This window comes from Corynebacterium sp. ES2775-CONJ, from assembly GCF_024814515.1.
Taxonomy (GTDB): Bacteria; Actinomycetota; Actinomycetes; order Mycobacteriales; family Mycobacteriaceae; genus Corynebacterium.
This window is the reverse complement of sequence record NZ_JANUXT010000004.1, coordinates 1-23,690: the sequence shown is the minus strand read 5'-3', so window position 1 is coordinate 23,690 and position 23,690 is coordinate 1. Positions and strand designations below refer to the sequence as shown.

Here is a 23,690-nt window from a genome sequence, read left to right as displayed (position 1 = left end):
ACGATGTTAAGCAACTTTTTCTCTCTCAACCTCTTTGACGACGGCAGAGATAGCCGAGTCAAGATCTTGCTGAGAATCAAAGACCTGCGGAAATATCGCTATGCGCTGAGTCCCTGAAAATACCAGCGTAATCGGAACTACCTTGGGAAGGCCTAATTCAGCGGCAAATACGCCCTGGGTATCGCTGAGCGTGGGAAGCTCTAGACCCAATTCGTCGATAAATTTCGCTCCCGCTGCTGAGTTGGGATCTGCGTGGACACTCATCACACGCCACTGCGGGTGTTGGTGAGCGAGAGTGTCGAAATAAGGTAATTCCTTGCGGCATGGGGCACACCAGAAGGCCCAGATATTGACCACGGTAATCTGGTCGGAGTTTTCCTGGCCCACCTGTCCATGAAGGCAGGGGAGTTCAATGCCACCTACCTGTGCTGGCGGGCACATGGGTTTACTGGACTGCGGCCTATGAGCTGGGGTATCAGGGGGTGCACTAGTCAGCTGCCAGCCAAGGAAGCCCAAGGCCACAGTAAAGATGAGGGCCGAAAACGCCAGAGCACTACGCACCTTTACACCTCCATTTCTGCGCGTAGGGCTAGAAGATGCTCTTTTTCACTGGGGATGGCTTTAACCAAGTCTTCGGCTACAGCGGGGTTCATCTCCCCCTCACCAGAGCTGGGACAAAGTTTTATAAGATAACAGGCGCCACATGCTGGCCTACGGCTATGGCAGATTCTGCGACCGTGGAAGATGATGCGGTGGCTAAAAAGCGTCCATTCCGGCTCCGGTATATAGCCGGCTATTTCTGCCTCGACTTTCTCGGGGCGGGTCTCGGCCGTGAGCTTAAACCGGCGCACTAGACGTCCGAAGTGGGTGTCTACGGTTAAGCCTGGGAGACCGAAAGCATTGCCACGTACGACATGGGCTGTCTTACGCCCTACGCCGGGAAGCGTCACTAGATCGGCTAAATCCCGGGGTACTTCGCCCTCAAACTCAGAGACGAGCACCTGGCCTATTTCTTTAAGATGGCGCGCTTTGACCGTGTAAAAACCAGTGGGTCTTATGATCTCTTGGAGTTCCACCTCGGCCGCTTGAGCATAATCGATAGCATGAGGGTAGCGCCGAAAGAGCGCAGGGGTTACTGCGTTAACCCGTTTATCCGTGCACTGAGCGGACAAGACAGTAGCTATGAGTAATTCGAGCGGGGTGTCGAAATCTAATTCACAGTAAGCATCGGGGTAGCCGCGCGCGAGTTCCCTATGAAGCGCTCGAGCGCGCCGTTTTTTCGCCAGCGGGGTAGTTTTCATATGCTCTAGCCTAATTGAGAGCGTTCCCTATAAAGTCGAGGACCACCACCCAAACCTATTTTAAGGCTTTCTTATCTTCTATTCAGGAGTCATCGGGGGCACCCAAGAGCGATTGGCGCGCAGCTCCTTGTGGCACTTCGTGAGTTCCAGGCCGCGAGTATTTTCTATGGACTACTAGAAAATGTGCTTTTAGCTCGCAAAAGGGAAAACGATATAAGAAATGACCGCTGCCCCCCGCTAACTACCCCCACAACACAGGGCGAGTTAAGTTTCCCGTTTCCGAGGTGTGATAGTGACGTATTCCATAGTAGGATAACTAATGATACCCATAGAATTCAACGATTAGGCCAGCTTCATTTGTCAGCAATCTCCCTGCGGAGTTTCCCAGCAACGCACCTAAGATTGTCCAGACTCACACGAACTAAAGAGGAGTACGTTTCAGGTGGAAGGCGTTCAAGACATCCTGTCCCGAGCCGGAATTTTCCAAGGAGTAGACCCAGTGGCGGTGGCCAACTTGATTGGGGACCTTGAATCCGTCCGGTTCCCCCGCGGTACTACCATCTTTGAGGAAGGCGAGCCTGGAGACCGGCTCTATATCATCACTGCCGGCAAGGTGAAGCTAGCTCGGCACGCCCCAGATGGTCGCGAGAATCTTCTTACGATTATGGGACCATCCGATATGTTCGGAGAGCTTTCTATCTTCGATCCCGGCCCTCGTACCTCCTCAGCAGTATGCGTGACCGAGGTCCACGCGGCAACGATGAATTCCGAGGTACTTCGCCAGTGGATCGCAGACCACCCCGAAATCTCGGAGCAGCTCCTGCGCGTTCTTGCCCGCCGCTTGCGTCGCACCAACTCGGCCCTTGCGGATCTCATCTTCACTGACGTACCGGGGCGTGTGGCCAAGACTTTATTGCAGTTGGCTAATCGCTTTGGCACCCAAGAAGGTGGCGCACTGCGCGTTAACCATGATCTCACCCAAGAAGAGATTGCCCAGCTTGTGGGAGCCTCCCGCGAAACAGTCAATAAGGCGCTCGCCACCTTCGCCCACCGCGGGTGGATTCGTCTCGAGGGCAAGTCGGTGCTGATTGTCGATACTGAGCATTTAGCTAAACGTTCTCGGTAGAAAAATCCCAACCTCTTGTGAGGTTGGGATTTTTCTAGATATTCGGATGATACTCCCCGGTGCGCTCAAGATATCGCAGTGCTACCCGCGTCGTTTGCTCTGCCGCCCCACGTAAAACAGGATCGACTTTGTCATAGATTTCATCGACGAGCTGTTTTAGGCCGATATCGTGACCGTTTTTATCTAAAGCTTCGCGGATCTGATCAAGTCGCTGTTCCCGGCGGCTAAGATACCAAGCGGCATATTTGGAAAGATCCTCTCCATCAGGCCCATGACCGGGGAGGAGATGGACACCCTTACCACGATCTTCTAATAAGTGTAGGGTCTTAAAATAATCACCGAGATCTCCGTCAGTTTCAGAGATCATCGTGGTGTGGCGGCCCGCGATAGTGTCGCCGGTAATGACACCTTCTAAGGTGGACTCATGCGGGGTACCTGACCAAATAAAGAAGCTCACGGAATCACCGGTATGACCTGGGGTATGCACCACTTCAATATGTGGGCTCAATCCATCTAAAGTGATGATCTCACCATCTACAAGCGCCTCGCCGTGATGACAGTAAGCCTTTTCAAAGGCTCTTACCGGAGCACCAGTGAGCTGCCGAAAACGATGCGCCCCATCGGCGTGATCGTGGTGACGGTGCGTAAGTAAAATGAGACCCACTTTATGCGCCTTGGTATTAAGAACATTAAGGTGACCCTCATCCTCAGGGCCAGGATCGATCACAATACTTACCGGATCATCTTCAGCGCGGATAACCCACGAATTGGTTCCCTCTAAAGAGGCATAACCGGGATTCATACACAGCACGACGGCTGCAGACGGGGTAACGGGCCGCAATTGGCTATAAGCAGGATGCTTCATGGTTTCTTAGCTTAGCCGATCGCTGGGGATGGTAAGGAGAAATATAGCCAATTTGTCTGCTAGTCGAGCTCGAGATAGAGCTCTACTTCCACTGGCGAATTAAGTGGTAGGTCTGATACCCCGACGGCGGAGCGTGCGTGGATACCTTGATCACCAAAAATATCGCCGATCATATGCGAGGCACCGTTAATGACCAACGCCTGATCGGCAAATCCCGGCGCGGAGGAAACAAATCCCACCACTTTAAAGACACGGCGAATACGGTCGATTCCAACTAGAGCGTCGGCGGCTGAGAGAGCATTTAAAGCACTAGTCCGCGCCAATTCATAGGCTTCGTCAACGCTAAGGTCAGCTCCGACCTTTCCAGTTCTTGGTAAGACCCCATCGACCATTGGAAGTTGTCCGGCGGTCCACACCTGATTACCTACCTGAACCGCCGGCACATAGGAGGCTAGCGGGGGAACTACCGCTGGTAGGCTTAATCCGAGCTCCGCGAGTTTTTCGCTGACCCGCATCGGCTAAACGACCTCGCGCTTCAGATAGGCGACTACATTTTCTGGATTCATCCCTGGCACGACGGTGACCAGCTCCCAGCCGTCTTCACCCCAGCTGTCGAGGATTTGCTTGGTGGCGTGTACTAATAGCGGTACGGTTGCGTATTCCCATTTCTTCATAACTTCCACCTTAAACTAGCTGAGACTAGATAGCTCGCGTAAAACTGAGAAAAACTGAAGGGCTCACTGCAATGAGTGCGCCCTTTTGCAACTTGATGATTTTAAATACCGTGGAGTTCGCCGCCATTGGCAATATAATCAGCCCATGAGGTGATGTCGGGGTTCTTGCGCAAAAGTGCGCGGCGCTGTCGTTCAGTCAAGCCTCCCCATACCCCGAATTCCACGCGGTTATCGAGGGCATCCACACGGCATTGGAGGAGCACTGGACACTGCCTACAGATCGCCGCAGCACGGCGTTGTGCTGCTCCACGGACAAAGAGGGCGTCAGGATCTTCATTCCGGCAATTTGCGTGCATTACCCAATCGCCACGGTCGATAGAACCGAGTCCACTGGGGTCCAGGAGCGCATTGTTCTGTGGGTTCGCCAGAGATGTTGTCATCTTGGTTGTCCTCCTGAGGGAAACTTATTGAGAAACTGGTCAAATTGACCGGCATTTCGGTCTATACTGATCCGTTGGTCATGTGTAAGTCTATTCACACAACCTAGTGAATGTCGAACGAGTCACACATTAAGGGGGTCTGATTATTCCCACTTTCACACCGTCCTCGGTAATGTAGGGGATGTGTCCCTCTGGAAATCTGTGAACCAATTCATTGGCGCCACGCTCGCAGCTGGTGTGGTGGGAGCCGTTGCGCTCTCCCCTCTCGCTGCTATGAGCGCCCTCGCCATCCAGCGCACCAACGACGTCATGCAGTCGAATATTCAGGATCTCAACTCAACTGAGACCCCAGGGGTGACCACAATGCTCGACAAAGATGGTCATCCCTTCGCATGGTTTTATGCCCAGCGTCGCTTCGAAGTTCCACCTGACCGTATTGCCCAGTCCATGAAGGACGCGATCGTGGCCATCGAAGATCGCCGCTTCTACGAACATAATGGCGTCGATATCCAGGGAAATTTCCGCGCGGTGGTGCGAAATCTCCTCGCTGGTGGGGTGGAACAGGGAGCCTCAACTATTGACCAGCAGTATGTAAAAAACTATCTGCTCTATGTTCGCGCCTCTACTAGTGACGAAAAAGCTGCTGCTGTCGAGACTTCGATCCCCAGAAAATTGCGCGAGATGCGCATGGCTTCTGGAATTGAAAAAGTTTTGAATAAAGACGAGATTCTCTCCCGTTACCTCAACGTTATCCCCTTCGGTAACGAGGCCTTTGGAATCGAGGCTGCGGCTCAAACCTATTTCGGAATCCCTGCCGCAGAGCTCACCATCCCACAATCGGCCATGCTCGCCGGTATGGTGCAGTCCACAAGCTACCTTAACCCCTATACCAATGCTGAGGCCACGATCGCCCGCCGTAATACCGTTCTCGACGCAATGGTCGATGTGGGCACAATTTCTACTGCAGAAGCTGATGCCTTTAAAGCTGAACCCCTGGGAATTTTAGAGGTTCCCCGCGGCCTGCCTAATGGCTGCATCACTACTGGAGATCGCGGTTTCTTCTGCGATGAAGTTCTCAACTACCTGAGCGATAAGGGGCTTAGCCTCGATGATCTACACAAGGGCTCGTATACCATCGAAACGACCCTAGATCCAGTGGCCCAAAATATTGCCCACGAAGCCGTTGTTCAACACGTCAACCCGCGTGAGCCTGGAGTCTCCGAAGTTCTTAATCTGGTCGAGCCCGGCAAGGAGTCAAGGCGCATCCTCGCGATGACCTCCTCCCGCGATTATGGTCTCGATCTCGAAGCTGGTCAGACTGTTCTCAATCAGCCCGCCACCTTAGTAGGTAGCGGCGCCGGGTCGGTCTTTAAGCTCTTCACCGCCGCCGTCGCTCTCGAACAGGGCTATGGCCTCGATACCCAGCTCGACGTTCCCCCACGTATAGAGGTGTCCGGCATGGGCGAAGGGGGAGCAAAGAACTGTCCACCAGGCAAATACTGTGTGGAAAATGCCGGCGTCTATGCCCCCACCATGAGCCTGCGCGATACCTTAGCGCAGTCGCCCAATACCACCTTTGTGAGCCTTATCGAGGATGTGGGCGTGCCTGAGGTAGTGGACATGGCCGTAAAATTAGGTCTCCGTTCATATACCCAGCCCCAGACCTTCGATGTTGATAACTCCATCGCTGATTATATGAAAGATCATAATCTAGGATCATTCACGCTTGGGCCGGTAGCAGTAAACCCTCTTGAACTGTCAAATGTGGCAGCAACGCTCGCCTCCGAAGGAGTGTGGTGTGAACCCACACCGGTTAATCGTGTACTCGATCGCTTCGGGCGCGAGGTATTTATTGATAAACCCGCGTGTGACGAAGCCCTTGCCCCCGAAGTGGCCAAGGCCTTAAGCGCTGGCTTAAGTCTTGATGCTACGAAGGGCACGGCAGCTGATGCTGCGCGGGGCGCAGGCTGGAATGCTCCTATTGCGGCCAAAACAGGAACGACCGAGTCCCATCAATCGGCGGCTTTTCTAGGATATAACGACCGCTTTGCTGCAGCTCCTTATATCTACAACGATGGCACCACGATTACACCATTGTGCACCGTACCAGTGCGTCAGTGCCCCGACGGCAATCTCTTTGGCGGTTCTGAACCTGCACGCACCTGGTTTGCGGCAGCTTCTCGCCTCAATGCCTTCGAGGGAGGGTTACCGGAATATAATCCGCGGTTCAATGCTGGTACCTCAGCCACCTTCGGTCAGGAATATATTGGTCGCAAATACGGCGATGTTAAAAGAGAACTGGTGGCCAGGAAATTCAACGTATTACAACAGATCGTGGCCGGCAACGGTGCCGAGAAGGGAACGATCGTCCGCGCCAGTGCCGATCTCCCACTCAAGAAAGGGAGTACTATCATTCTCTTCGTTTCGGATGGTTCTGCCCCTCCCCCACCACCAGCGGTTAATCAGACTCAACCGCAACCAAGAACCGCCTTTAATGAAGAAGATCAATTTCGTTCGGACGTGGAGGAATTAACCAACCAGATTCGCGATCTTCTGCAATCGCCATAAAAAGTGGGGCCGTTATCGGCCCCACTCCTTGTTACTGCAACGCAGCTCGGACCGCGGTGGATAAGCGTTTGCCGTCCGCAATGCCGGCGGCTCGTTCGGTAACGACCTTCATAATCTGACCCATGCTCTTCATATTGATCTCAAGTCCTTCGCCGTGTAGCTCTTCGATGGTTTGGGCTACTAGGGCTTGGATTTCATCATCAGAAAGCTGCTGCGGGAGGTACTCGTTGAGGACAGCGGCCTCAAGGAGCTCCTGATCGGCCAATTCTTGACGCCCATTGGCGGCATAGACTTCAGCAGACTCCTTCCGTTTTTTAATTTCACGTGCTATTACCTTGAGAATTTCTTGGTCTTTCAATTCGTGCTTTGTGCCAGAGGTTTCTTCAACCTGTATGGCAGCGAGCAGCATTCTGAGAGCTCCGGTGCGCTCTTTTTCTCGCGCCTTCATAGCAACTTTGATATCGTCTCGAATTTTTAGCTTCAGTTCACTCATAGTGTCTCCATTCTACTCGGATCGCATCCTCATAGAGCTACCTGTGCGCTGAAGCAGGTAAGGTCTAAAGGATGAACAAGGATTTCACATCTTCATGCCCGCGTTGGGCATCTCAGCTTCTGAAAATCGGTAGTCTGGGAGCTATAGCTGGTACCGCAGCACTCTGGTGGGGCTATAAAGAGTGTGAACGCTTCGAACTCGAAGAAGTCGAGGTACCACTCCTTTCGCCCGGCACCCTTAGATCACGTGAAGCTTTTAGAATTTTGCACATCTCGGATATTCATATGGTGCCAGGGCAAAAGAAGAAGCAGGAGTGGATTGCAGATCTGGCGCGACTCAAGCCCGATCTAGTGGTCAACACTGGCGATAATCTCTCCGATCTCCATGCAATCCCGAGCCTGCTTGCCGCTATTCAACCTTTGTTCGCTTTTCCCGGACTCTTCGTCTTTGGATCCAATGATTACTTTGGACCCAAGCCAGTCAATCCTTTTCTTTATCTGGTTGGCAGGAAGCGAAAAGTATCACGTGTAGAACTACCGTGGAAAGATATGCGCGCAGTATTTTTAGAGCATGGTTGGCGAGATGCCACACATCAAAGGCACGAATTTAAGGTTAGCGGCCTCAAAGTAGCGGCCTCTGGGGTCGACGACCCTCACCACGATTTAGACGACTATGAGAGCATCGCGGGAGCGCCTAATCCTCAGGCCGATATGAGTCTTGCCTTAGTGCATTGTCCCGAGCCGCGGGTACTCGCCCGTTTTGCTGCTGACGGTTACCAGCTTTCCCTTTCTGGGCACACTCACGGCGGACAAATTTGCTTGCCTGGATCTATAAGCTTGGTAACTAATTGCGGTATTGATCGAGCGCGGGCCAAAGGTTTGCACCAGTTTAAACACATGGCGATGTATGTGTCCAAGGGTCTAGGAACTAGCAAATTTGCCCCTATACGTCTCTTCTGTCGCCCCTCAGCTACTCTGCTAAAAATTACCGAAAAGTCGAGCTAGGTTACCGTTTCTATCTTCTAAAATAGGGCGCTTGAAATGTCGCTATAAGAGGACTAACATCTGTTGATGGTTGTTCGGTAGTTATCGACACGCCACCGGGATATAGCGCAGCTTGGTAGCGCACTTCGTTCGGGACGAAGGGGTCGCAAGTTCAAATCTTGTTATCCCGACGATTAAACCCCCTTGCTGTACAAGGGGGTTTAGTTTTTATGTATCTTTGGCAGAATTACGTTGTCATCTCTCAACTGCAACGGCCCCGATATCGACCGGGCGAACTACGGATGGAATACGTATCCTCTTCACTCGGTGACGCTCCTAGATTGCCGCGAATGGTACTTCCCGCACCTATTGAAACTCATATTAAGATGCGACAGCGATCAACGAGGCTCATCACAGTTCAACCTTTTAGCGATCCGCCACCAGGGCTACTCTCAAGCGGGAAGAGAATCTATCAGGGGCGTTTCTCAGAAGAATCTTTAATCCTTATCCATAGATAGACAAAACCCCTGCTAGCAAACCCACACTTATTCGTTCAATGGGGTTAGCTAGCAGGGGTTTAATTGCCTACTGCTTGCTACTTAGGTCACCTAAGTTCAGTGGCTTCCTATAGGGCAGCTTCCAAGCGAGCATTTACTTCGTCCCAGTTATATACATTCCATGCGGCCTTAACGTAGTCGGCCTTTACATTCTTGTACTGCAGATAGAAGGAGTGCTCCCACATATCAAGAAGTAATAAAGGAGCAGCTTGGTGCGGGTAATTATTCTGGTGATCCTCAATCTGTTCCACAATCAGGCGGTCACCGATGCGGTCATAAGCAAGCACAGCCCAGCCAGAGCCCTGGATGCCAAGAGCCACAGCAGCAAAATGAGCCTTGAATTTATCGAAAGAACCAAAGTCGCGGTCGATGAGCTCAGCAACTTTACCACTAGGAGTGCCACCACCATTGGGGGACAGGTTCTTCCAGAAGAGGCAGTGGTTAGTGTGGCCGCCGAGGTGGAAGGCAAGATCCTTCGACAGGCCGGTTACTACAGAATCAATGGTGCCATTCTCGCGAGCGGCCTCCATCTTCTCTAGCGCCGCATTGGCACCAGCTACATAACCAGCATGGTGCTTGGAGTGGTGCAATTCCATAATCTCGGCGCTGATATGAGGCTCGAGAGCGTCGTAGGCGTAATCTAGTTCGGGAAGGGTGTACTGTGCCATGTGAAATGGGATCCTTTCATAGGGGGTTAATTTCTTAGTGTGAGCTTCGCAACTCTTATGCTCAATGATAGGCAAAAATTAAATTTGCGCAATAGCTTAATAAGTTATCTCCGCATAACCTGCGCTTCTAAGGGTGGACTTATCCTCAGCTCCGTGCCCCTATCTGCCCCCTGCACGTCGCTTGTTCAATTACCGCTAGGATTAACCTCAATCAGATGCCGCTGCCAACAGCTCGGGTACCCTCCATCGAAGCTTTCGCCAAATATGAAGTCACAAGGAGTATCACTATGGGTTTTCTTTTTTCTAAGCCACAGTCCCTCGTCGCAGAAGAGACGGCCTTAAAGGGTGGCAATCACCCCGTTCTACCGAATCCCAAACAACACTATGTTCTGCATACCCCAATTACGGGCACATGGCAGGATACTCAAGAGGTTGTCTATGTGGCACTGGGGTGCTTCTGGGGTGCAGAAAAATTATTTTGGGAAACCCCTGGCGTGGTATCAACCGCGGTAGGCTACGCCGGCGGTGTGAGCACTCACCCCACTTACCGGGAGGTATGCACAGGGAGAACGAACCACACCGAGGTGGTCCAGGTGGTTTTCGATCCCGCTGTTGTTAGTTTCGATGACATCATAGTGAAAGCGATGGAAGCCCACGACCCCACGCAAGGATTCCGCCAGGGCAATGATGTGGGAACCCAGTATCGTTCTGCTATTTATACGCGCACCCCTGAACAGGCAGCACGGGCCCGCGAGATTGTCGAAGCCTATGCTGTGCGATTAAAAGCAGCTGGATATGGGGATGTTACTACTGAAATCAAGCCGCTAACGAGCACTCCAGCGGCTACTTTCTTCTTCGCCGAGGACGAGCACCAGCAATACCTCGCAAAGAATCCTTCCGGCTATTGCCCCCATCACTCGACTGGGGTGGCCTGCTCGCTTGAGTCCTAAATGGTCTTAACTTTCAAGTTCCCCTAAACGTAGCCCAGGAATACCCGGCGCGCCGCGGTGGAGGAATTCACGCACTGCGGCGGTGGCTCGACAATCGTCGCCGTTATAACTCAGCAGTGCGGCCTTAGCAGTATCAGAAGCGGGCGCTAAGGCAGCGACTCCTATAGCCTCAAGGTAAAGGTTGACTGAACCCTCCCCATCAAGATCTGGTACCTGCCAGTGGTAGCCAGTTATTGGTGCCACCACTTTGAGTCCGAGCCCTGCGGTTCCCTCGAATTGGGCTCGGACGAGGGCAAAGATGTCGATCCATTCGTGGGAATCGATAAAAGCCTCAACTTCCGCTGGGCTAGGGAGCCCGGGGATTTCCTTATGATAAGCGGGATAGAAGCGTGTCGCACTGGAGCGCAGCCAGTGATTTTCACCGTGTTGGGAATAGCAGAATACCCCAACACTTAAGCCTTGCGACTGAGCGTGCTCACGCCTGCCTTGTAACCATTGCCAGAAATGAGCAAAATTTTTGGCCTCTGCTACCCCTCCGAGGTCTTCCCACGTGACAAAGGGGCGGTATTCATCACCGTCGAACGCACCCCAGAGATATGCTCCCTGATCGAGGTACGCTTCGACGTCGATGTCTATCTCAACGTCGAAACGCGGTGCAGATGTGACAGGCACTTTTTTCATCAGAGCTTCACCGCGCTGCCAGCACTGAGCGATTTGCCCATCCACGCTTGTTGGCTGGGCGTTAATGAGTCCGGTGACCGTGGTGATACCTGCTTCTTTAAAGCGGCGTCCTTTATCGCCAGAGAACACTAGTGAGATATCGTCTCGGTGCGTTAATTCTGTATGGCATAGCCGCCAGAAACGACATCCGCCACATTCCTTAACGCGATGCGCCGATTGCGGTATCGGTTGGGCGAGAGCGTGGTCGAGGCCTTGCTGGAACAGCTCGGTATTCACAATAAAACCTAAGGTGCGGTTCTGACCGATGATGATACCGCGGGCGATATCGAGTCCGAGATCATCAAGAGCCCGTGCAGCCAGCGCTAATTGGTAGGAGTCCGTTGAATGCGGCTTTAATTTATACGCTTGTGTATGGGGAAGACCCAACCCAATTCGGCGGGTGTCAATTGTTTTGACGAGTTTATTATGTGCCTTGCGAGCAACGCGGTGATTACTCACAATCAATGGCATATAGGCATCGCCATGGCGCACGAGGGCATCGACTTCCACTCCAAATTCCCTGCCCGCCACTACGGTGGTGAGATAGGCACCGGTGATGAGGGTCGCCTGAGAGGCGAGGGCCTCGAGGGTTGAAAACCAGCGGGTCTCTTCATCGTCTACGAGGTCGATGCGGGTGAAGTATTTATTATCAGCAATCTGAGGGCGGGTAGGCAGTAGCGCGAGTACGTCGGCTCTGGCATAGTCCAGACGCAGTGCTCGCGCCTTCGCAGCCGCGGTGGCTTCCCAATCGGGGTGGGAGGTTTTTTGGCGTCGCCGATAGCGGCAACCCACTAGATCATGGGGGCGCCAGAGGGGCTTATTCGCTGCAATCTCCACAATTAAACTAGCCTAAGGCAGGAAGCAAGGTAGTGTGGAATCGACAAGAATTTTTAAGAATCACTGAGGATTTAAAGGATTACCGATGGGCTTATTCAGATCCCTGTTCAAAAAACGTGCACAGCGCAAGGCTGAACTCAAGGTAGCCAAGGCGCGCGCTCGCGCCGAGGTCAAGACCTCTGCGAAGATGAAGAAGCGTCTCCACAAGCGTCTTGCGCGCGAGGAGAAGAACCTGCTCAAAATGGAGCAGAAGACCTTAAAAAAGCGCGATAAGCATCATGAGAAGATGGCGAAGCTCAAGCTCGACCAGCTTAAAGAGGGACGCTTCAATGCCAAAAAGGTACTCCGCTACGCCACCGCATTGCGGGCGCTTGCCCCCTTTGCTTTGCCGGTTATCTACCGTGGGATCGTAGCATTGCGGGACAAGAGTTCCGAGAATCGCGCTCGCCAACTGGGTGTAAAAGTCGAAGATCTCGCGGAATTCTCCGGGCACGGTGCTGAACTACGTGCGAAGATTGCTCAAGTTCGTAAAGCTGCTGAGCAGTTCAAGATCCCGGCAGGCTTGCAGCACGATATTAACGAGCGCTTGGATGAGCTCAATGCGGCAGTTCATAATGCCGAGTTGATGACTCCCGAGCCGCGCTCACGAGCCCACCGCTCTATTGAAAACGATATTGACAAAGTCAATAAAGAACTTTTAAAGAATATCGTTTAGCACCACGTCGAGCTTCAAATCCCCTTAACTTATCGGTCACATACCGCCGGGTTGAGGGGAATTTTATTTTACTATCAATACTACTTCCTAGTTTTCTCCACCATCGAGCAGGGTCTTTAGTGGGAGTATTGATAAACTGTTAAATTTTAGGGATTTTAAGAGGCTATGGTGAGCGCTATTTCTTATATATGTGCGGGTTAATCTTTTACTGCTGATAGCCGCCAGATTATAGAGCATGCGTCGATGATCGAAACCGTAGGTTCTCGAATACCACCCGCATGATTAAGTTCGGCTAGAGTTGGCGTAGAGAGATATAACATGTGATAGTTAAATATTTAAGGCCTACAGTTAATACCTTCATTGGGTAGTTCATTGTCTTCTTAATGGCAAGGACATACTGGTAATTGTGGTCATTAAAAATATTTATTCTAATGCTCTAGACAGCTTTCTATGAAGGAGAAATCATGGCGCGCCGAGAGATTACTCAAATAACTGACGACTTCGATGGCTCGATTCTTAGCGAAAATGAAGTGCATGTCATTCGCTTCAGCGTGGACGGATCTAGCTACGTAATGGACGTGTCTAAGAAGAACCGCGAGCTCTTTGAGCAATGTATTGCAGACTTCATTCCTAAAGCACGCAAAGATAGTTCCCCCGCTGGCGCAACAGCGAAATACGACGCCAAGAAGGTTCGCGAGTGGGCTCAGGCCCGCGGCCTGCACGTTGCTGAGCGGGGCAAGATCTCCCAGGAGATCATCTCCGATTATCTCGCAGCCCACGGGGGAGTTTAAGCTCTTTTCTGTGAGCACACCATATGCAGAACTTCTTTATCTCCGATCCCCACTTCGGTCACAGTCTCGTCTCTGAGCTACGAGGCTTTGCCAGCCCCCACCTGCACGACGAGCAACTGATCACCGCATGGATTACCGCACTTCCCGCGAATCGCGAGATAAATATGTGGATTTTGGGCGATCATTCCTGTGGCCCCATGTCTGCGGAAGATAGAGCCCTCGAAACTCTAGCTCACTTCCGCAATACCATGCTGCACAAAAAGCAAACACTCGTCCATCTTCACGGTGTGCTCGGCAATCACGATAGCGCTCATCCTATGCGCCCGCACTCAATCCGAGAACAACGACGGTTTACCAACGTCTACGACAGCATTCACACCAGCAATCTCGTGAGCATCGCGAAGCAGCCAGTACTGCTGTCTCACTTCCCCTACGATGCTGATAGCCGAGAGTCCGATCGGCTCAATCAGTGGCGACTAAAGGATTTAGGCACACCCCTTATCCACGGCCATACACATGCCACCGAGCCGCTAAGCTACTCAGCTCAAGGAACTCTCCAAATATGCGTGTGCGTAGAAGCCTGCCCCGACTTCGCACCCATATCCCAGACAGATATCGCGCGAATTATACGCCCCTCATAGCACGCCTTGTTCACGAGCAGCTGCTACTGCAGAGGTGCGAGAACGCACTCCTAATTTGTCATAGATATGCACAAGATGGCTCTTGACCGTGGCCTCCGAGAGCAAGAGGATTTGCCCAATATCGCGGTTAGAGGATCCAGAAGCTACTAATTTCAGCACTTCCAGTTCGCGTGGAGTCAGCGATGTGCGAGGAGTACGTACTCGTGTCATCAGGCGATTGGCCACCGTTGGCGAAAGAGTGGAATCCCCCTCTGCTGCGGAACGTACGGCGGCGATTAATTCCTCAGGCGGGGCATCTTTTAAGAGGTAGCCTAAGGCTCCCGCTTCAATGGCACCTAAGATATCGGCGTCGGTATCATAATTAGTTACTACCAATACGTGTGGCGGGTTCTTCATTGTGCGTTTGATTTCTGCGGCCGCATCGGCGCCCGTTGCCAGCCGAGTACCTTCCACACCAGCTCCGAAGCGCAAATCCATCAGAATCACATCGATACCGCCAGCCTGCGCGGCAGCAATGGCAGCCTCCGCTGTGGCCACCTCACCGATCACTTCGATATCGTCGGCTCCTTCTAAGACGGCTCGCAGACCGAGGCGCACTATTTCGTGATCGTCGGCAAGGAGAACGCGAATCATATTGAAGCCTTTCGAAGAAGAAGACAGGTAACCTTTAGTATAGAAGATTTAAAAATCTTAGCCTAGCTCACCGGTATCCCCACGCTGACCGCCGTTCCGCGGCCAGGTGCCGACTCCACGCTCACCGAACCTCCGAGCTCCTTAGCGCGCTGGCGCATCGCATTGACTCCAATATGACCGAGTCCCACAGGCCTATCAGCCAGCTCATTGGGATCAAATCCGCTGCCATCATCGACAATATCAAGGCGCACTTCCTCCTCGGAATAGCTTAATGTCACCGCGCATCGCGTGGCGTGAGCATGCTTGGCCACATTGCCCATTGCCCCCTGCGCGATCCGCAAGAGTGCCGCCTCCACCTTCATGGGTAATTGCCGCTCCTCACCATCAATATGGATAGAAAATTCTGGTCCCACAAACGCTTCCGCCACTCGGTTAAGTGCCCCTTCAAGAGATGTTTTACTCAGTGCAGCCGGCTGAAGGGCAGCGATCATAGCCCTAGCCTCTTGGAGGTTATCGGCAGCGGTCTGCCGCGCCAAGCGCATATATTCTAAGGGCTTTAATTGCTCGTGCTGGCTGATCGACGAACGCTTGACCTCTCGCTCCGCCACATTTAAGAGCATTTGAATACTCGAAAGTCCCTGTGCCAACGTGTCGTGAATTTCGTGCGCAATGCGTTGACGCTCCTCCGCGATACCCGCCGCCCGTTCCGTTTCGGCCAACTGATTACGGGTAGCCATGAGCTCAGCGATAAGAGCTTCACGCTCCCGAGCACCGCGCCAGAGAGCTTGAAAAGCCAAATGAATGCCTATGACCACTAGCGCTGAAACCGCCGGGCCCATCACAGCTCCGAAGGTGAGATTGGCACGATAACTCAAAATTGCCACCGCTGTTGCCCCAATAACGGCAACGATGCCCCGGTAATCAGGCAGCACCCGTAGGTAGAGGAAGAAAAGCGGAAAAACCAGATATACACTGACGGGAATGACCGGCAGCATCACTACCCAGATGAGTGTAAGGAAGCTAACCCAAAACAGTTTCCACCTTAATCGGTCATGAGCACGTGTGACGGATAGTGCATAAGCAAAGCCAAAAGCCGTGCACAGTAGCACCGCGATAACTGCCTCATCTCGATGAAGTCTCGCCGCGCCGACAAGGGCCACGGCGAGCAAGAGTGCGGTGATCACGGTCATGGCACGTCGATAGGCGGCAGCACCTGGTTGAGAATCGTAGGTGGCCACATCTCCGATAGGGATATTAGTGAGATCCCCTGTTTTTTTCGCAGGTATCGGGGCGGGCTCTAAGCTAGGCTTCATGAACTTGACTTTACCTGGCCCAAAAATGCTCGCAACGCTGCTTGCTCCGGCATTATTCATCACAGCCTGTACCGCGCAACCGGCTAGGGAACCCCAGTTATCAACTCAAGCGGCCGAGATGCCGAATGAGATGCCTGGTGAGTTTCCTAGCGACGGTCTCGCCCCCGATGCTCACCCTGAGGTACCTCGAGAAGCTCAGGACCCCTGCCCCTATCTCGATACTGAATGGTTAGCACGAACCAATGGACAAAAGGTCACCTCGATGGGGGTGGATTCACGATTTGTCACCCCAGCATGTGTGTATTGGTCCTACCCACCTGAACCTCAGGCAAGTATTGTGGTGCGGCATATGCCCACCGTAGACCAAGCCATTGAGGTGGTTGACATCGCCGCACCGATCGCCGACACCGAGCCCGTGGATACTACCGATGGATGGTCGGGTGGACGTGGAGGAGGCCCCGAAGGAGCCGTCTACGCAGTACAAAAAGGAAGCATCGCCCTTGTAGTGAGAACCAATCAGCCGCAATCAGTGAAGGCGGAACTCATAGCTGAGGAGGTCATCCGCCAACTCGCACTCTAAACCGCGACGTCGTTATACGGGAGCTGGCTCGAGATCCATGGGAAGACAACATTCATGAGCAGGAAAAATACCGCGATAAGCAACGCCAGCACTATAAAGAATTTGAACCACCGAGGCCCAGGCAACAATTCCCACAATAACGCGTACATTAATTACCGTCCTTCCAGAATTGGCGGGATATAGGAGCCATCCTTCGGATGGGAATCTGCGAGCATAGCGTGCACAATCATGCGCTCAGCATTGGAAAATTGCGGGTGGCAGGTGGTGAGAGTGAGAACCGGCTCCATGTCTGACGTGGCTTCTTGCCCAATGATCCCAGGGCGAGCGCCGATAGTGGATACGTCTGAAGGAACAGTAATGAAGCGACCGCGAAGATCTTGGTAATCGCCCTGTGCTAGGCGGTCGACTTGCTCCGGGTTCAAGCAGTGTGCGGCCTCCTGCCGACGCTGATCCGGATCGGCTGCCATGGGGGCGACGCGATAGGTATTCCACGCATCAGCTGTCTCAATAACAATGGCATCGCAACTGCGCAGGGCCCCAAGATCGTTAAACGGCGCACCCTTACCCACTCGGTGTCCCGCAACCGCAAAATTGCCTGGTTGACCCGGCATCTGAGTATCTGCATAATGGCCGGGACCCGCAAGAAGTGAGGCATCATCGGTGCCTTCGATGATGGCAAAAGAAAAATCCGAGCCGAAACTGGGGATATGCATTTTAGCGAAGGCGGTACCCAGTTCGGGGCGGAGCTTTTGCCTCGGATTGACCCTCTCGGCCGCTGAGTTCCAGGTATCGTTTAACTCAGTATTAGCCTCAGCCTGGAGTTTAGCTGATTCGATATTGGTCCAAAACGATTCATAAACGGCGAAGAGGAGAATCAAGATACCGACCGTCAGAAAGAGCTCACCGATAACCCCAAGAGCCGTTAGCCGTGGGTGATGCCGCTGTGCATGAGTCATCCTCTAGCCTCGTTTTCCAATCAGAGCCCCATATCAAGCACTCATTCTAACAGTGTGACACGATTGCCCACTACGCTGGCATAGGATAGGCTCACGGTTTTTAAGCTTTACTATAAGGATAACCAATTGCTTGAGATATTCATCTACCCTGTTTCCGCTGTGATGAAATTTTGGCATTATTTCCTCCACACGGTCGTCGGTTTCACCGACTCCCAAGCCTGGGTATTCTCAATTTTTGGGTTGATTGTAGTGGTACGTGCTCTCATCGCCCCCACCCAGTGGTTCATCCTTAAATCAGGTCGTATTAGTACGATTATGCGCCCGCGTATCGTCGCCTTGCACGCCGAATACGAGGATGAAGTGGACCCCGCCAAACTCAAAGAAATGGCACGGCGCGAAAGGGAAATCCAGAAGGAGCTAGGATATACGAACGCCGCTGGTTGCATCCCACCGCTTATTCAGATTCCCTTCTTCATTGGCCTTTACCAGGTACTCCTCAGAATGGCGCGACCCAAGGAGGGGCTGGACTCCCAGCTTCATCAGCCCATTGGATGGCTAACGAGTAATGATGTTTCCAGTTTTTTGAGTGCCCGCTACGGAGATGTGGCGCTGCCTGCTTATATATCGATGTCTTCAGAACAATTACAAAGACTAGAGACAACATACGAGGCGGTGATCCAATTCAACGTGCCACTCATCTTAGTCGCCGGTATCATTACCTCCATCAACCTCACGATTTCCACTGTGCGCAACCGCTTTGCCATGGATCATGAGTCACGGGTGGCTGAGGTTTTACTAAAGTGGATGGCCTGGGCTATTCCGCTGGTTCCGCTGCTACTCTTGCAGGCAGGGGTCACGGGCCCGATCCCGGCCGCTATCGCTATGTACTGGGGTGCTAATAACCTATGGACCCTCGTTCAAAATGCCACCATCTACCTCATCCTCTATCGGGTCATGCCTTATGGAGAAGACGTTAAGCAGCATCAGTACACTAAGAGGGAAGAACGTTTAGAACGACAGCGTATCCGCCGCCGGATGCGCTGGAGAAGAAGATTAGCATTAGTTGGCTTCATCGTGGCACCGTGGAAATACACCAGACACGCTGAGGCTCTCAGCCAAGCGAATAATTATTTCCGCGAACAAAAAGCTGCGCGCAAAGAGAGGAAGCTGAAGCGGAAAGAACTGAAGACCAAACGCATCCAGGCACGCCGGGAAGCTAGATTGCGTAATCAGCAGGAGGAGCACTAAGTAACTGCACTGCTACCTCACGGGCACGATATAAAGGCTCCGTACTGCGACTAATCCGCGCGGCCTGCAATCCGCCGTCGAGAAGCAGAAGTAACTGCTGGGCTTGGCTATTGCTGGGATAGCCGTTCATGGAGTTGAGAAGACTCGTCAGCGTTTGCTCGCGCCACTGGAAGTGATCTCGTACCGCCTCAATGATGCCGTGCTCGGCCTCAGTATCAGGACGCGGAAATTCGGTGGCAGCGTTATGAAAATGAGAACCTCGGAACTCATTCGCCTCTGCTCCATCGATGGCTTGATCAAAGAAGGTAAGTATTTTGCGGTCGAGGAGGTCATAAACCGCTAGATAGGAAGTCATCTCTTCGCGATAATCATTATCGAGGGATTTTAGATATGCGATCACGAGATTATCTTTGGATCCGAATAGTGAGTAAAGCGAGGCTTTAGCCACATCTGCTTCACGCAGCACACGGTCGATACCGATAACCCTGATGCCTTCAGTGGTAAAAAGTGATCGGGCGCTCTCGAGGAGGCGTTGCCGCGGGGTGGGGCGCTGACTGCGTCGATCCTTCGCAGTCGATGAGACCTGCTTCTTCCCTGCAGCCATGACACTCCTTCTGTGACGATCTGGATTCTTTCAATGAACAGACTAGTCTATTAAGTATAGAAAGCCTATTTCTTTCGCGCAGCAAAAAGCGGCACTCCCAGTAAGGGAGTGCCGCTTATTTTGCAGAACTTTATTTGTTCTTCATGATTAACTGCAGGATGCTGAGCAGGATAACAGCACCCAGAAGGCAGGTTACAAAGCTAAAGATGAGGCCGCCACCGGATACATCGAAGTTGAACAGCTGCAAGATCCAACCACCTAGGAGGCCGCCAACGACACCAACAACGATATTGAGGCCAACACCTTGGCTAGCATCAGTACCCTTTATTTTCGAAGCGATCCAGCCAGCTAGTCCGCCAATGATGATCCAGCCGAAGAAACCGAGGCCAAGCATGAATAAATCTCCTTATAGGTTATATATGATCGTAAATTCGGAGCAAAGCGCAGATATCTCTTAGCTTTTTCTTATAATCTCCTCTTACCACTATAGCGGGGAATCTGCAGAAAAACGACAACGATCCGATAACGAAAACCTAGGAGCTCGCCGGGCGCACAACGACCATGGGGCAGGGCGAACTTTGCAAAAGCGCCCGAGAGGTAGAGCCCAGTAACATGCCCCGGAAACCACCGCGCCCATGTGAGCCTACGACGAGCAATTGCGCATTCTCGGCTGAGTCAACCAACGCCCTTACTGGGCGATCGCGAGTAATGACCATCTCCACAGCCACATCGGGATATGTGCTTAAGAATGGCTCCAGATCTGACTGTACTTCTTGGATCTGGCGTTCCTCGACCGTCGCCCACTCGCGCTGCGCCGCAGCCAAACCAGCGAGTGAGGCCTGGACCTGCATATCCATCCACGTATGCACGGCGATAATGCGCGTTCCCCGGGCTGCAGCTTCACGGAAGGCGAATTCAACGGCTTTTTGAGAGACATCTGAACCATCGACGCCCACGACGATCGGCCCGTATTTGGTTGTTTCATTAACTTCGTTGTCTTCACGGACGACGACGACGGGGCAATGCGCATGAGAAACGACGGCTGCCGACACTGATCCCATTACCATCCCCGACAGGCCGCCAAGACCACGTGAACCCATCACGATCATGGTCACGGTTTCACTGAGTTCAAGCAGCATATCGATGGGGGTACCCTCCGCGAGGGTGTACCCTATATGGAGATCCGGTGCGACCTCTAAAGCTAGGGATTTTGCCCGCTCGATGATCTCCATGGTCTCTTGTTGGAGATCATCGTAGAGCTCCTGTAGGGGCATGATACCGTCGGAGTACAAAAACTGCGGCATGGTGTAGCTCGCTGCAATTTTCAGCGCTACCCCCCGCTTGTGAGCAGTATTAGCCGCCCAGCGCACCGCATTATCAGCGGCTGGGGAGCCATCAACGGCGACGACAACAATATTTTCTCGGGACATGGGGCGCTTCTCCTATGTGCACTGGGTTGAAACAACAAAGCTCTTATTGTTTCCTTATTTCTACACTCCAGTGTACTCGTCACACCTAGCCTTCAGTTGTGAGCCCAGCCACTACTTTAGCGGCGCACAGAATCGATGAGAGTGGAGGCAGCGTCGGTCACAGCATCAATTTTGTCCAATGTTGCCGCTGGGGCATTAGCCGGATAGAAGACCGCATAGAAGACTTTCACAATCGTCTCTATGATCTTGCCTATATCGGTAGCTAGAAATTTCATCAATGGTTCCAAGAGCGCGTTCATATCCATAAAAAATCTCCTCACATAGTCCTGACAATAAAACTATCGGGCGTGGGTCAACGACGTTACGCCACGATGGATAGGATACCGCGAGCCAAGAGATGGTCACCAATTTTCCCGCTGAGCCTTCTTGCTTTGTAGCATGGAATATTATGGAGTCAATCAGGCGCCCTCGGGCACAAAGGCCTCGTCCCCCTTTAGAGATCCGCGATGGGCTCAATCCGTCCCGCGCCCGCGTACCAGATAGCGCCCACGGCATGACCGCCTTCGATTTTGTATGGCATCTTAAGAGCACGCAACGGTACCGACACCCGGAAGATACCCGCGAGAACCTACTCAAAGAATTCCAGAGCGGGAATATTCGCCTCGGTCTGTGGCCTCGAGATCGAGAGCTTTCGGCGTCGTCCACGCTTAAAGCTGGTGAGGATATTTGGTTCTACCGCATGCCTGCAGAGGAAAAAGAGATTCCTTATGAGATCAACATTATCGACGAAGATGAAAATCTGCTCGTCGTGGATAAGCCCCCATTTTTATCTACGATGCCACGGGGGCGTCACATCAGCCAGTCGGCAACAGTTAAACTCCGTCGCCGCTGCGGCAATCCCGATCTCGCTCCAGCTCACCGCCTCGATCGGCACACAAGTGGAGTACTGATTTTTACTAAGAAGAAGGAGATGCGCTTTCCGTATCAAAACCTTTTTGCTACCCGTGCGGCCACTAAGATTTACGAGGCGACGGCCGAGTATACCGAGATTCCCCCGGGCGCCCAGTGGGCCCACCACTTGGAAAAGACACCCGGAATAGTGCAGGGACGCATTCTCGATGGTGAGCCTAATTCCTTCACCACCGTCTCGTCTGTGACCCCGTGCGATAAAGCGCGAATGGCTGAATTAAAGAAAATACATGGAGCTACTTTGGCTCCCCAGGCCATCTATGAATTGCGTCCCCAGACGGGAAAGACCCATCAACTGCGTTTACAGATGCTGGCGGCGGGTATTCCTATTCTAGGCGATCCAGCGTACCCAACGGTTCTGCCCGAGGATGAGGAAGATTTCTCCGTCCCTATGCATCTAACGGCCCGGGAGTTGCGTTTTATCGATCCACTCACGTCTAGAGAGCGACGCTTTCGATCACCGAGGGTGTGGTAGCAAAAAAGGGCTTGGATTGCTTAGACCAAGCCCTTTATAACACGTAATCTCGCGATTTAGCGGAAGGTAGGGAGACCTGGGGCTGGCTGCTGCCCGTGAACCCAGCCTTGGGCTAATGCGAAGTTGAAGACGGAACCCCAGAAGGCGTAGAAGAGACCGAATCCTACTACGGAGCTGAAAATATAGAGAATAATGCTAAGAGCTGAATCGGCTGCGAGCGAGGAGGTGGTTTGGGCATGCACGGCAGGGGTGGCGCAGGTGATCATAGCAATAGAGGTTGCGCCAGCAATAGCTGCACGGATAACCTTTTGATTAAGCTTCACGATGGTACCTTTCGGCTTCGGGGAGAGTGTAGATAAGTCGTCGCCTAAACACTGTTTAGTCATAGTGAATATAGCACTACTTGTGTGCGAACCTGAGAAAACCCTTGGAGAAACCTGTCAGCCGCATTAAATTACCCCAAATCAGGGTAAGAAAACCCAAAAACCGCCGCAGGGGCACGGGTGAAGCGGTGAATAGATATCTATTCCAGGTACGCGACAGGCATTGCTGCTCCACTTACCTCGGTGGGTTTATGAGCCGAATACACGCACATTGATCAGTGAGAGCCTCAGCCACAGAGGGGGCCAGCACGACACCTTTCTTAAAGCAGATATCAGAGGGACTCATTCACACCCGCACGAACTTGGAGCCTGATTTTCTCCACCAACGACACCGCGTCCACGATGCTTGGGCACAAGATACCTGCGCGGATAATATGCAACTAGAGAAATAACAAAGAGCGCCGACGGCTACAAGGGAGTACCCAGGGCGAAGGAGTACCGGGGATAACAAGTCAATCTAGGGCTTTAGGACTCTAGCGAACCACGTGGGTGAATAATCACTTAGACCAGTGCCTCTTCGGCACTTAAGTTCCGTCCGTACTACTTAATCTGTGCCGGCGGAGCAGCAATTCGGTTCTGAGGTAGACAGCAGCTTGAGGAGAAAACGAGTAGTCCTTAACTTGAAGATCTAGCTCCTAGGAGAAGCTGGGGTGGTTTGCATTTGGTTCCTCTTCCCTCAAACACTACAAAGCCTACCCACCCCAGACTACCCCAACCCCCACACACACCCCACACACACAAAAAAAGGGGGAGGGGATGCGCACAAGCAC

General features: G+C 52.6%; 28 protein-coding genes and 1 tRNA gene. 11 read left to right on the top strand and 18 right to left on the bottom strand.

The window, feature by feature from the left end; all coding sequences use genetic code 11:
• Positions 1-6 precede the first annotated feature (6 nt).
• Both NXT01_RS05740 and nth read right to left on the bottom strand, forming a co-directional pair.
• Positions 7-561: a TlpA disulfide reductase family protein gene (locus NXT01_RS05740; RefSeq protein WP_259078506.1), complete on the bottom strand. Its 555-nt coding sequence runs from the start codon at positions 559-561 to the stop codon at positions 7-9.
• A 2-nt stretch (positions 562-563) separates the two neighbouring features.
• The gene (gene nth, locus NXT01_RS05735) at positions 564-1,301 is read right to left on the bottom strand and encodes an endonuclease III (protein ID WP_259078505.1); all 738 of its coding nucleotides are present in this window, start codon (positions 1,299-1,301) and stop codon (positions 564-566) included.
• 442 nt (positions 1,302-1,743) lie between these two features.
• Here nth and glxR point away from each other — a divergent pair, with 442 nt between their 5' ends.
• Positions 1,744-2,427: a CRP-like cAMP-activated global transcriptional regulator GlxR gene (glxR, locus tag NXT01_RS05730; RefSeq protein WP_259078503.1), complete on the top strand. Its 684-nt coding sequence runs from the start codon at positions 1,744-1,746 to the stop codon at positions 2,425-2,427.
• A 34-nt stretch (positions 2,428-2,461) separates the two neighbouring features.
• On the opposite strand, the gene NXT01_RS05725 is transcribed toward glxR, so the two are convergent.
• From NXT01_RS05725 to NXT01_RS05710, 4 genes are all read right to left on the bottom strand, one after another.
• A complete protein-coding gene (locus tag NXT01_RS05725; RefSeq protein ID WP_259078502.1) occupies positions 2,462-3,292 on the bottom strand; it encodes an MBL fold metallo-hydrolase in 831 nt (276 codons plus the stop codon).
• A gap of 59 nt (positions 3,293-3,351) precedes the next feature.
• On the bottom strand, positions 3,352-3,807 hold the full coding sequence (locus NXT01_RS05720; RefSeq protein WP_259078500.1) for a RidA family protein: 456 nt from the start codon (positions 3,805-3,807) through the stop codon (positions 3,352-3,354).
• A 3-nt stretch (positions 3,808-3,810) separates the two neighbouring features.
• On the bottom strand, positions 3,811-3,966 hold the full coding sequence (locus tag NXT01_RS05715; protein WP_259078499.1) for a DUF4177 domain-containing protein: 156 nt from the start codon (positions 3,964-3,966) through the stop codon (positions 3,811-3,813).
• A 101-nt stretch (positions 3,967-4,067) separates the two neighbouring features.
• Positions 4,068-4,406 (bottom strand): WhiB family transcriptional regulator, encoded by a 339-nt coding sequence (locus NXT01_RS05710; RefSeq protein WP_259078497.1) that lies wholly within the window; start codon positions 4,404-4,406, stop codon positions 4,068-4,070.
• A gap of 183 nt (positions 4,407-4,589) precedes the next feature.
• On the opposite strand from NXT01_RS05710, the gene NXT01_RS05705 reads away from it, so the two are divergent.
• The gene (locus NXT01_RS05705) at positions 4,590-6,974 is read left to right on the top strand and encodes a transglycosylase domain-containing protein (RefSeq protein WP_259078496.1); all 2,385 of its coding nucleotides are present in this window, start codon (positions 4,590-4,592) and stop codon (positions 6,972-6,974) included.
• A gap of 31 nt (positions 6,975-7,005) precedes the next feature.
• Here the strand turns inward: NXT01_RS05705 and NXT01_RS05700 are convergent, their stop codons facing one another.
• Entirely contained in the window at positions 7,006-7,467 is a 462-nt protein-coding gene (locus NXT01_RS05700) for a GatB/YqeY domain-containing protein (protein WP_259078495.1), read from the bottom strand.
• 71 nt (positions 7,468-7,538) lie between these two features.
• Between NXT01_RS05700 and NXT01_RS05695 the strand changes: the two genes are divergently transcribed.
• Together NXT01_RS05695 and NXT01_RS05690 are read left to right on the top strand one after the other, a co-directional pair.
• The gene (locus NXT01_RS05695; RefSeq protein ID WP_259078493.1) at positions 7,539-8,471 is read left to right on the top strand and encodes a metallophosphoesterase; all 933 of its coding nucleotides are present in this window, start codon (positions 7,539-7,541) and stop codon (positions 8,469-8,471) included.
• Between the two features lie 96 nt (positions 8,472-8,567).
• Positions 8,568-8,641: transfer RNA gene (locus NXT01_RS05690), tRNA-Pro, on the top strand.
• 434 nt (positions 8,642-9,075) lie between these two features.
• Here NXT01_RS05690 and NXT01_RS05685 read toward each other — a convergent pair.
• Positions 9,076-9,675: a superoxide dismutase gene (locus NXT01_RS05685; protein WP_259078492.1), complete on the bottom strand. Its 600-nt coding sequence runs from the start codon at positions 9,673-9,675 to the stop codon at positions 9,076-9,078.
• Positions 9,676-9,962: 287 nt separating this feature from the next.
• Here NXT01_RS05685 and msrA point away from each other — a divergent pair, with 287 nt between their 5' ends.
• Positions 9,963-10,625: a peptide-methionine (S)-S-oxide reductase MsrA gene (msrA, locus tag NXT01_RS05680; RefSeq protein ID WP_259078490.1), complete on the top strand. Its 663-nt coding sequence runs from the start codon at positions 9,963-9,965 to the stop codon at positions 10,623-10,625.
• A 6-nt stretch (positions 10,626-10,631) separates the two neighbouring features.
• On the opposite strand, the gene NXT01_RS05675 is transcribed toward msrA, so the two are convergent.
• Positions 10,632-12,182, bottom strand: a complete 1,551-nt coding sequence (locus NXT01_RS05675; RefSeq protein WP_259078488.1) for a TM0106 family RecB-like putative nuclease — start codon at positions 12,180-12,182, stop codon at positions 10,632-10,634.
• Between the two features lie 85 nt (positions 12,183-12,267).
• Here NXT01_RS05675 and NXT01_RS05670 point away from each other — a divergent pair, with 85 nt between their 5' ends.
• The 3 genes from NXT01_RS05670 (at position 12,268) to NXT01_RS05660 (ending at position 14,329) form a co-directional block, all read left to right on the top strand.
• Positions 12,268-12,897, top strand: coding sequence for a DUF6474 family protein (locus NXT01_RS05670; protein ID WP_259078487.1), 630 nt, complete (start codon positions 12,268-12,270; stop codon positions 12,895-12,897).
• 464 nt (positions 12,898-13,361) lie between these two features.
• Positions 13,362-13,688, top strand: coding sequence for an Lsr2 family protein (locus NXT01_RS05665; protein ID WP_259078486.1), 327 nt, complete (start codon positions 13,362-13,364; stop codon positions 13,686-13,688).
• Positions 13,689-13,711: 23 nt separating this feature from the next.
• Entirely contained in the window at positions 13,712-14,329 is a 618-nt protein-coding gene (locus NXT01_RS05660) for a serine/threonine protein phosphatase (protein ID WP_259078485.1), read from the top strand.
• Here NXT01_RS05660 and NXT01_RS05655 read toward each other — a convergent pair.
• Together NXT01_RS05655 and NXT01_RS05650 are read right to left on the bottom strand one after the other, a co-directional pair.
• Positions 14,324-14,962: a response regulator transcription factor gene (locus NXT01_RS05655; protein WP_259078483.1), complete on the bottom strand. Its 639-nt coding sequence runs from the start codon at positions 14,960-14,962 to the stop codon at positions 14,324-14,326. The genes NXT01_RS05660 and NXT01_RS05655 overlap by 6 nt on opposite strands.
• A gap of 62 nt (positions 14,963-15,024) precedes the next feature.
• Complete coding sequence (locus tag NXT01_RS05650; protein ID WP_396124762.1) at positions 15,025-16,335, bottom strand: histidine kinase; 1,311 nt, start codon at positions 16,333-16,335, stop codon at positions 15,025-15,027.
• On the opposite strand from NXT01_RS05650, the gene NXT01_RS05645 reads away from it, so the two are divergent.
• On the top strand, positions 16,301-16,855 hold the full coding sequence (locus NXT01_RS05645; protein WP_396124761.1) for a DUF2020 domain-containing protein: 555 nt from the start codon (positions 16,301-16,303) through the stop codon (positions 16,853-16,855). The two genes, NXT01_RS05650 and NXT01_RS05645, sit on opposite strands and share 35 nt — an antisense overlap.
• Here the strand turns inward: NXT01_RS05645 and NXT01_RS05640 are convergent.
• On the bottom strand, positions 16,852-17,004 hold the full coding sequence (locus NXT01_RS05640) for a hypothetical protein (RefSeq protein ID WP_259078480.1): 153 nt from the start codon (positions 17,002-17,004) through the stop codon (positions 16,852-16,854). The two genes, NXT01_RS05645 and NXT01_RS05640, sit on opposite strands and share 4 nt — an antisense overlap.
• Positions 17,005-17,007: 3 nt before the next feature.
• Positions 17,008-17,811, bottom strand: a complete 804-nt coding sequence (locus tag NXT01_RS05635; protein WP_259078479.1) for a class E sortase — start codon at positions 17,809-17,811, stop codon at positions 17,008-17,010.
• A gap of 126 nt (positions 17,812-17,937) precedes the next feature.
• On the opposite strand from NXT01_RS05635, the gene yidC reads away from it, so the two are divergent.
• Entirely contained in the window at positions 17,938-19,059 is a 1,122-nt protein-coding gene (gene yidC / locus NXT01_RS05630; protein ID WP_259078478.1) for a membrane protein insertase YidC, read from the top strand.
• Here yidC and NXT01_RS05625 read toward each other — a convergent pair.
• The 4 genes from NXT01_RS05625 to NXT01_RS05610 form a co-directional block, all read right to left on the bottom strand.
• The gene (locus tag NXT01_RS05625; RefSeq protein ID WP_259078477.1) at positions 19,028-19,663 is read right to left on the bottom strand and encodes a TetR/AcrR family transcriptional regulator; all 636 of its coding nucleotides are present in this window, start codon (positions 19,661-19,663) and stop codon (positions 19,028-19,030) included. The genes yidC and NXT01_RS05625 overlap by 32 nt on opposite strands.
• Positions 19,664-19,793: 130 nt before the next feature.
• Positions 19,794-20,057, bottom strand: coding sequence for a GlsB/YeaQ/YmgE family stress response membrane protein (locus NXT01_RS05620; RefSeq protein ID WP_259078475.1), 264 nt, complete (start codon positions 20,055-20,057; stop codon positions 19,794-19,796).
• Between the two features lie 139 nt (positions 20,058-20,196).
• Positions 20,197-21,093: a universal stress protein gene (locus NXT01_RS05615; protein ID WP_259078468.1), complete on the bottom strand. Its 897-nt coding sequence runs from the start codon at positions 21,091-21,093 to the stop codon at positions 20,197-20,199.
• A 116-nt stretch (positions 21,094-21,209) separates the two neighbouring features.
• The gene (locus tag NXT01_RS05610) at positions 21,210-21,398 is read right to left on the bottom strand and encodes a hypothetical protein (RefSeq protein WP_259078467.1); all 189 of its coding nucleotides are present in this window, start codon (positions 21,396-21,398) and stop codon (positions 21,210-21,212) included.
• 143 nt (positions 21,399-21,541) lie between these two features.
• Between NXT01_RS05610 and NXT01_RS05605 the strand changes: the two genes are divergently transcribed.
• Complete coding sequence (locus tag NXT01_RS05605) at positions 21,542-22,537, top strand: pseudouridine synthase (protein ID WP_259078465.1); 996 nt, start codon at positions 21,542-21,544, stop codon at positions 22,535-22,537.
• A gap of 56 nt (positions 22,538-22,593) precedes the next feature.
• Here NXT01_RS05605 and NXT01_RS05600 read toward each other — a convergent pair whose 3' ends face one another.
• Positions 22,594-22,860: a hypothetical protein gene (locus tag NXT01_RS05600; RefSeq protein WP_259078464.1), complete on the bottom strand. Its 267-nt coding sequence runs from the start codon at positions 22,858-22,860 to the stop codon at positions 22,594-22,596.
• Positions 22,861-23,690 lie beyond the last annotated feature (830 nt).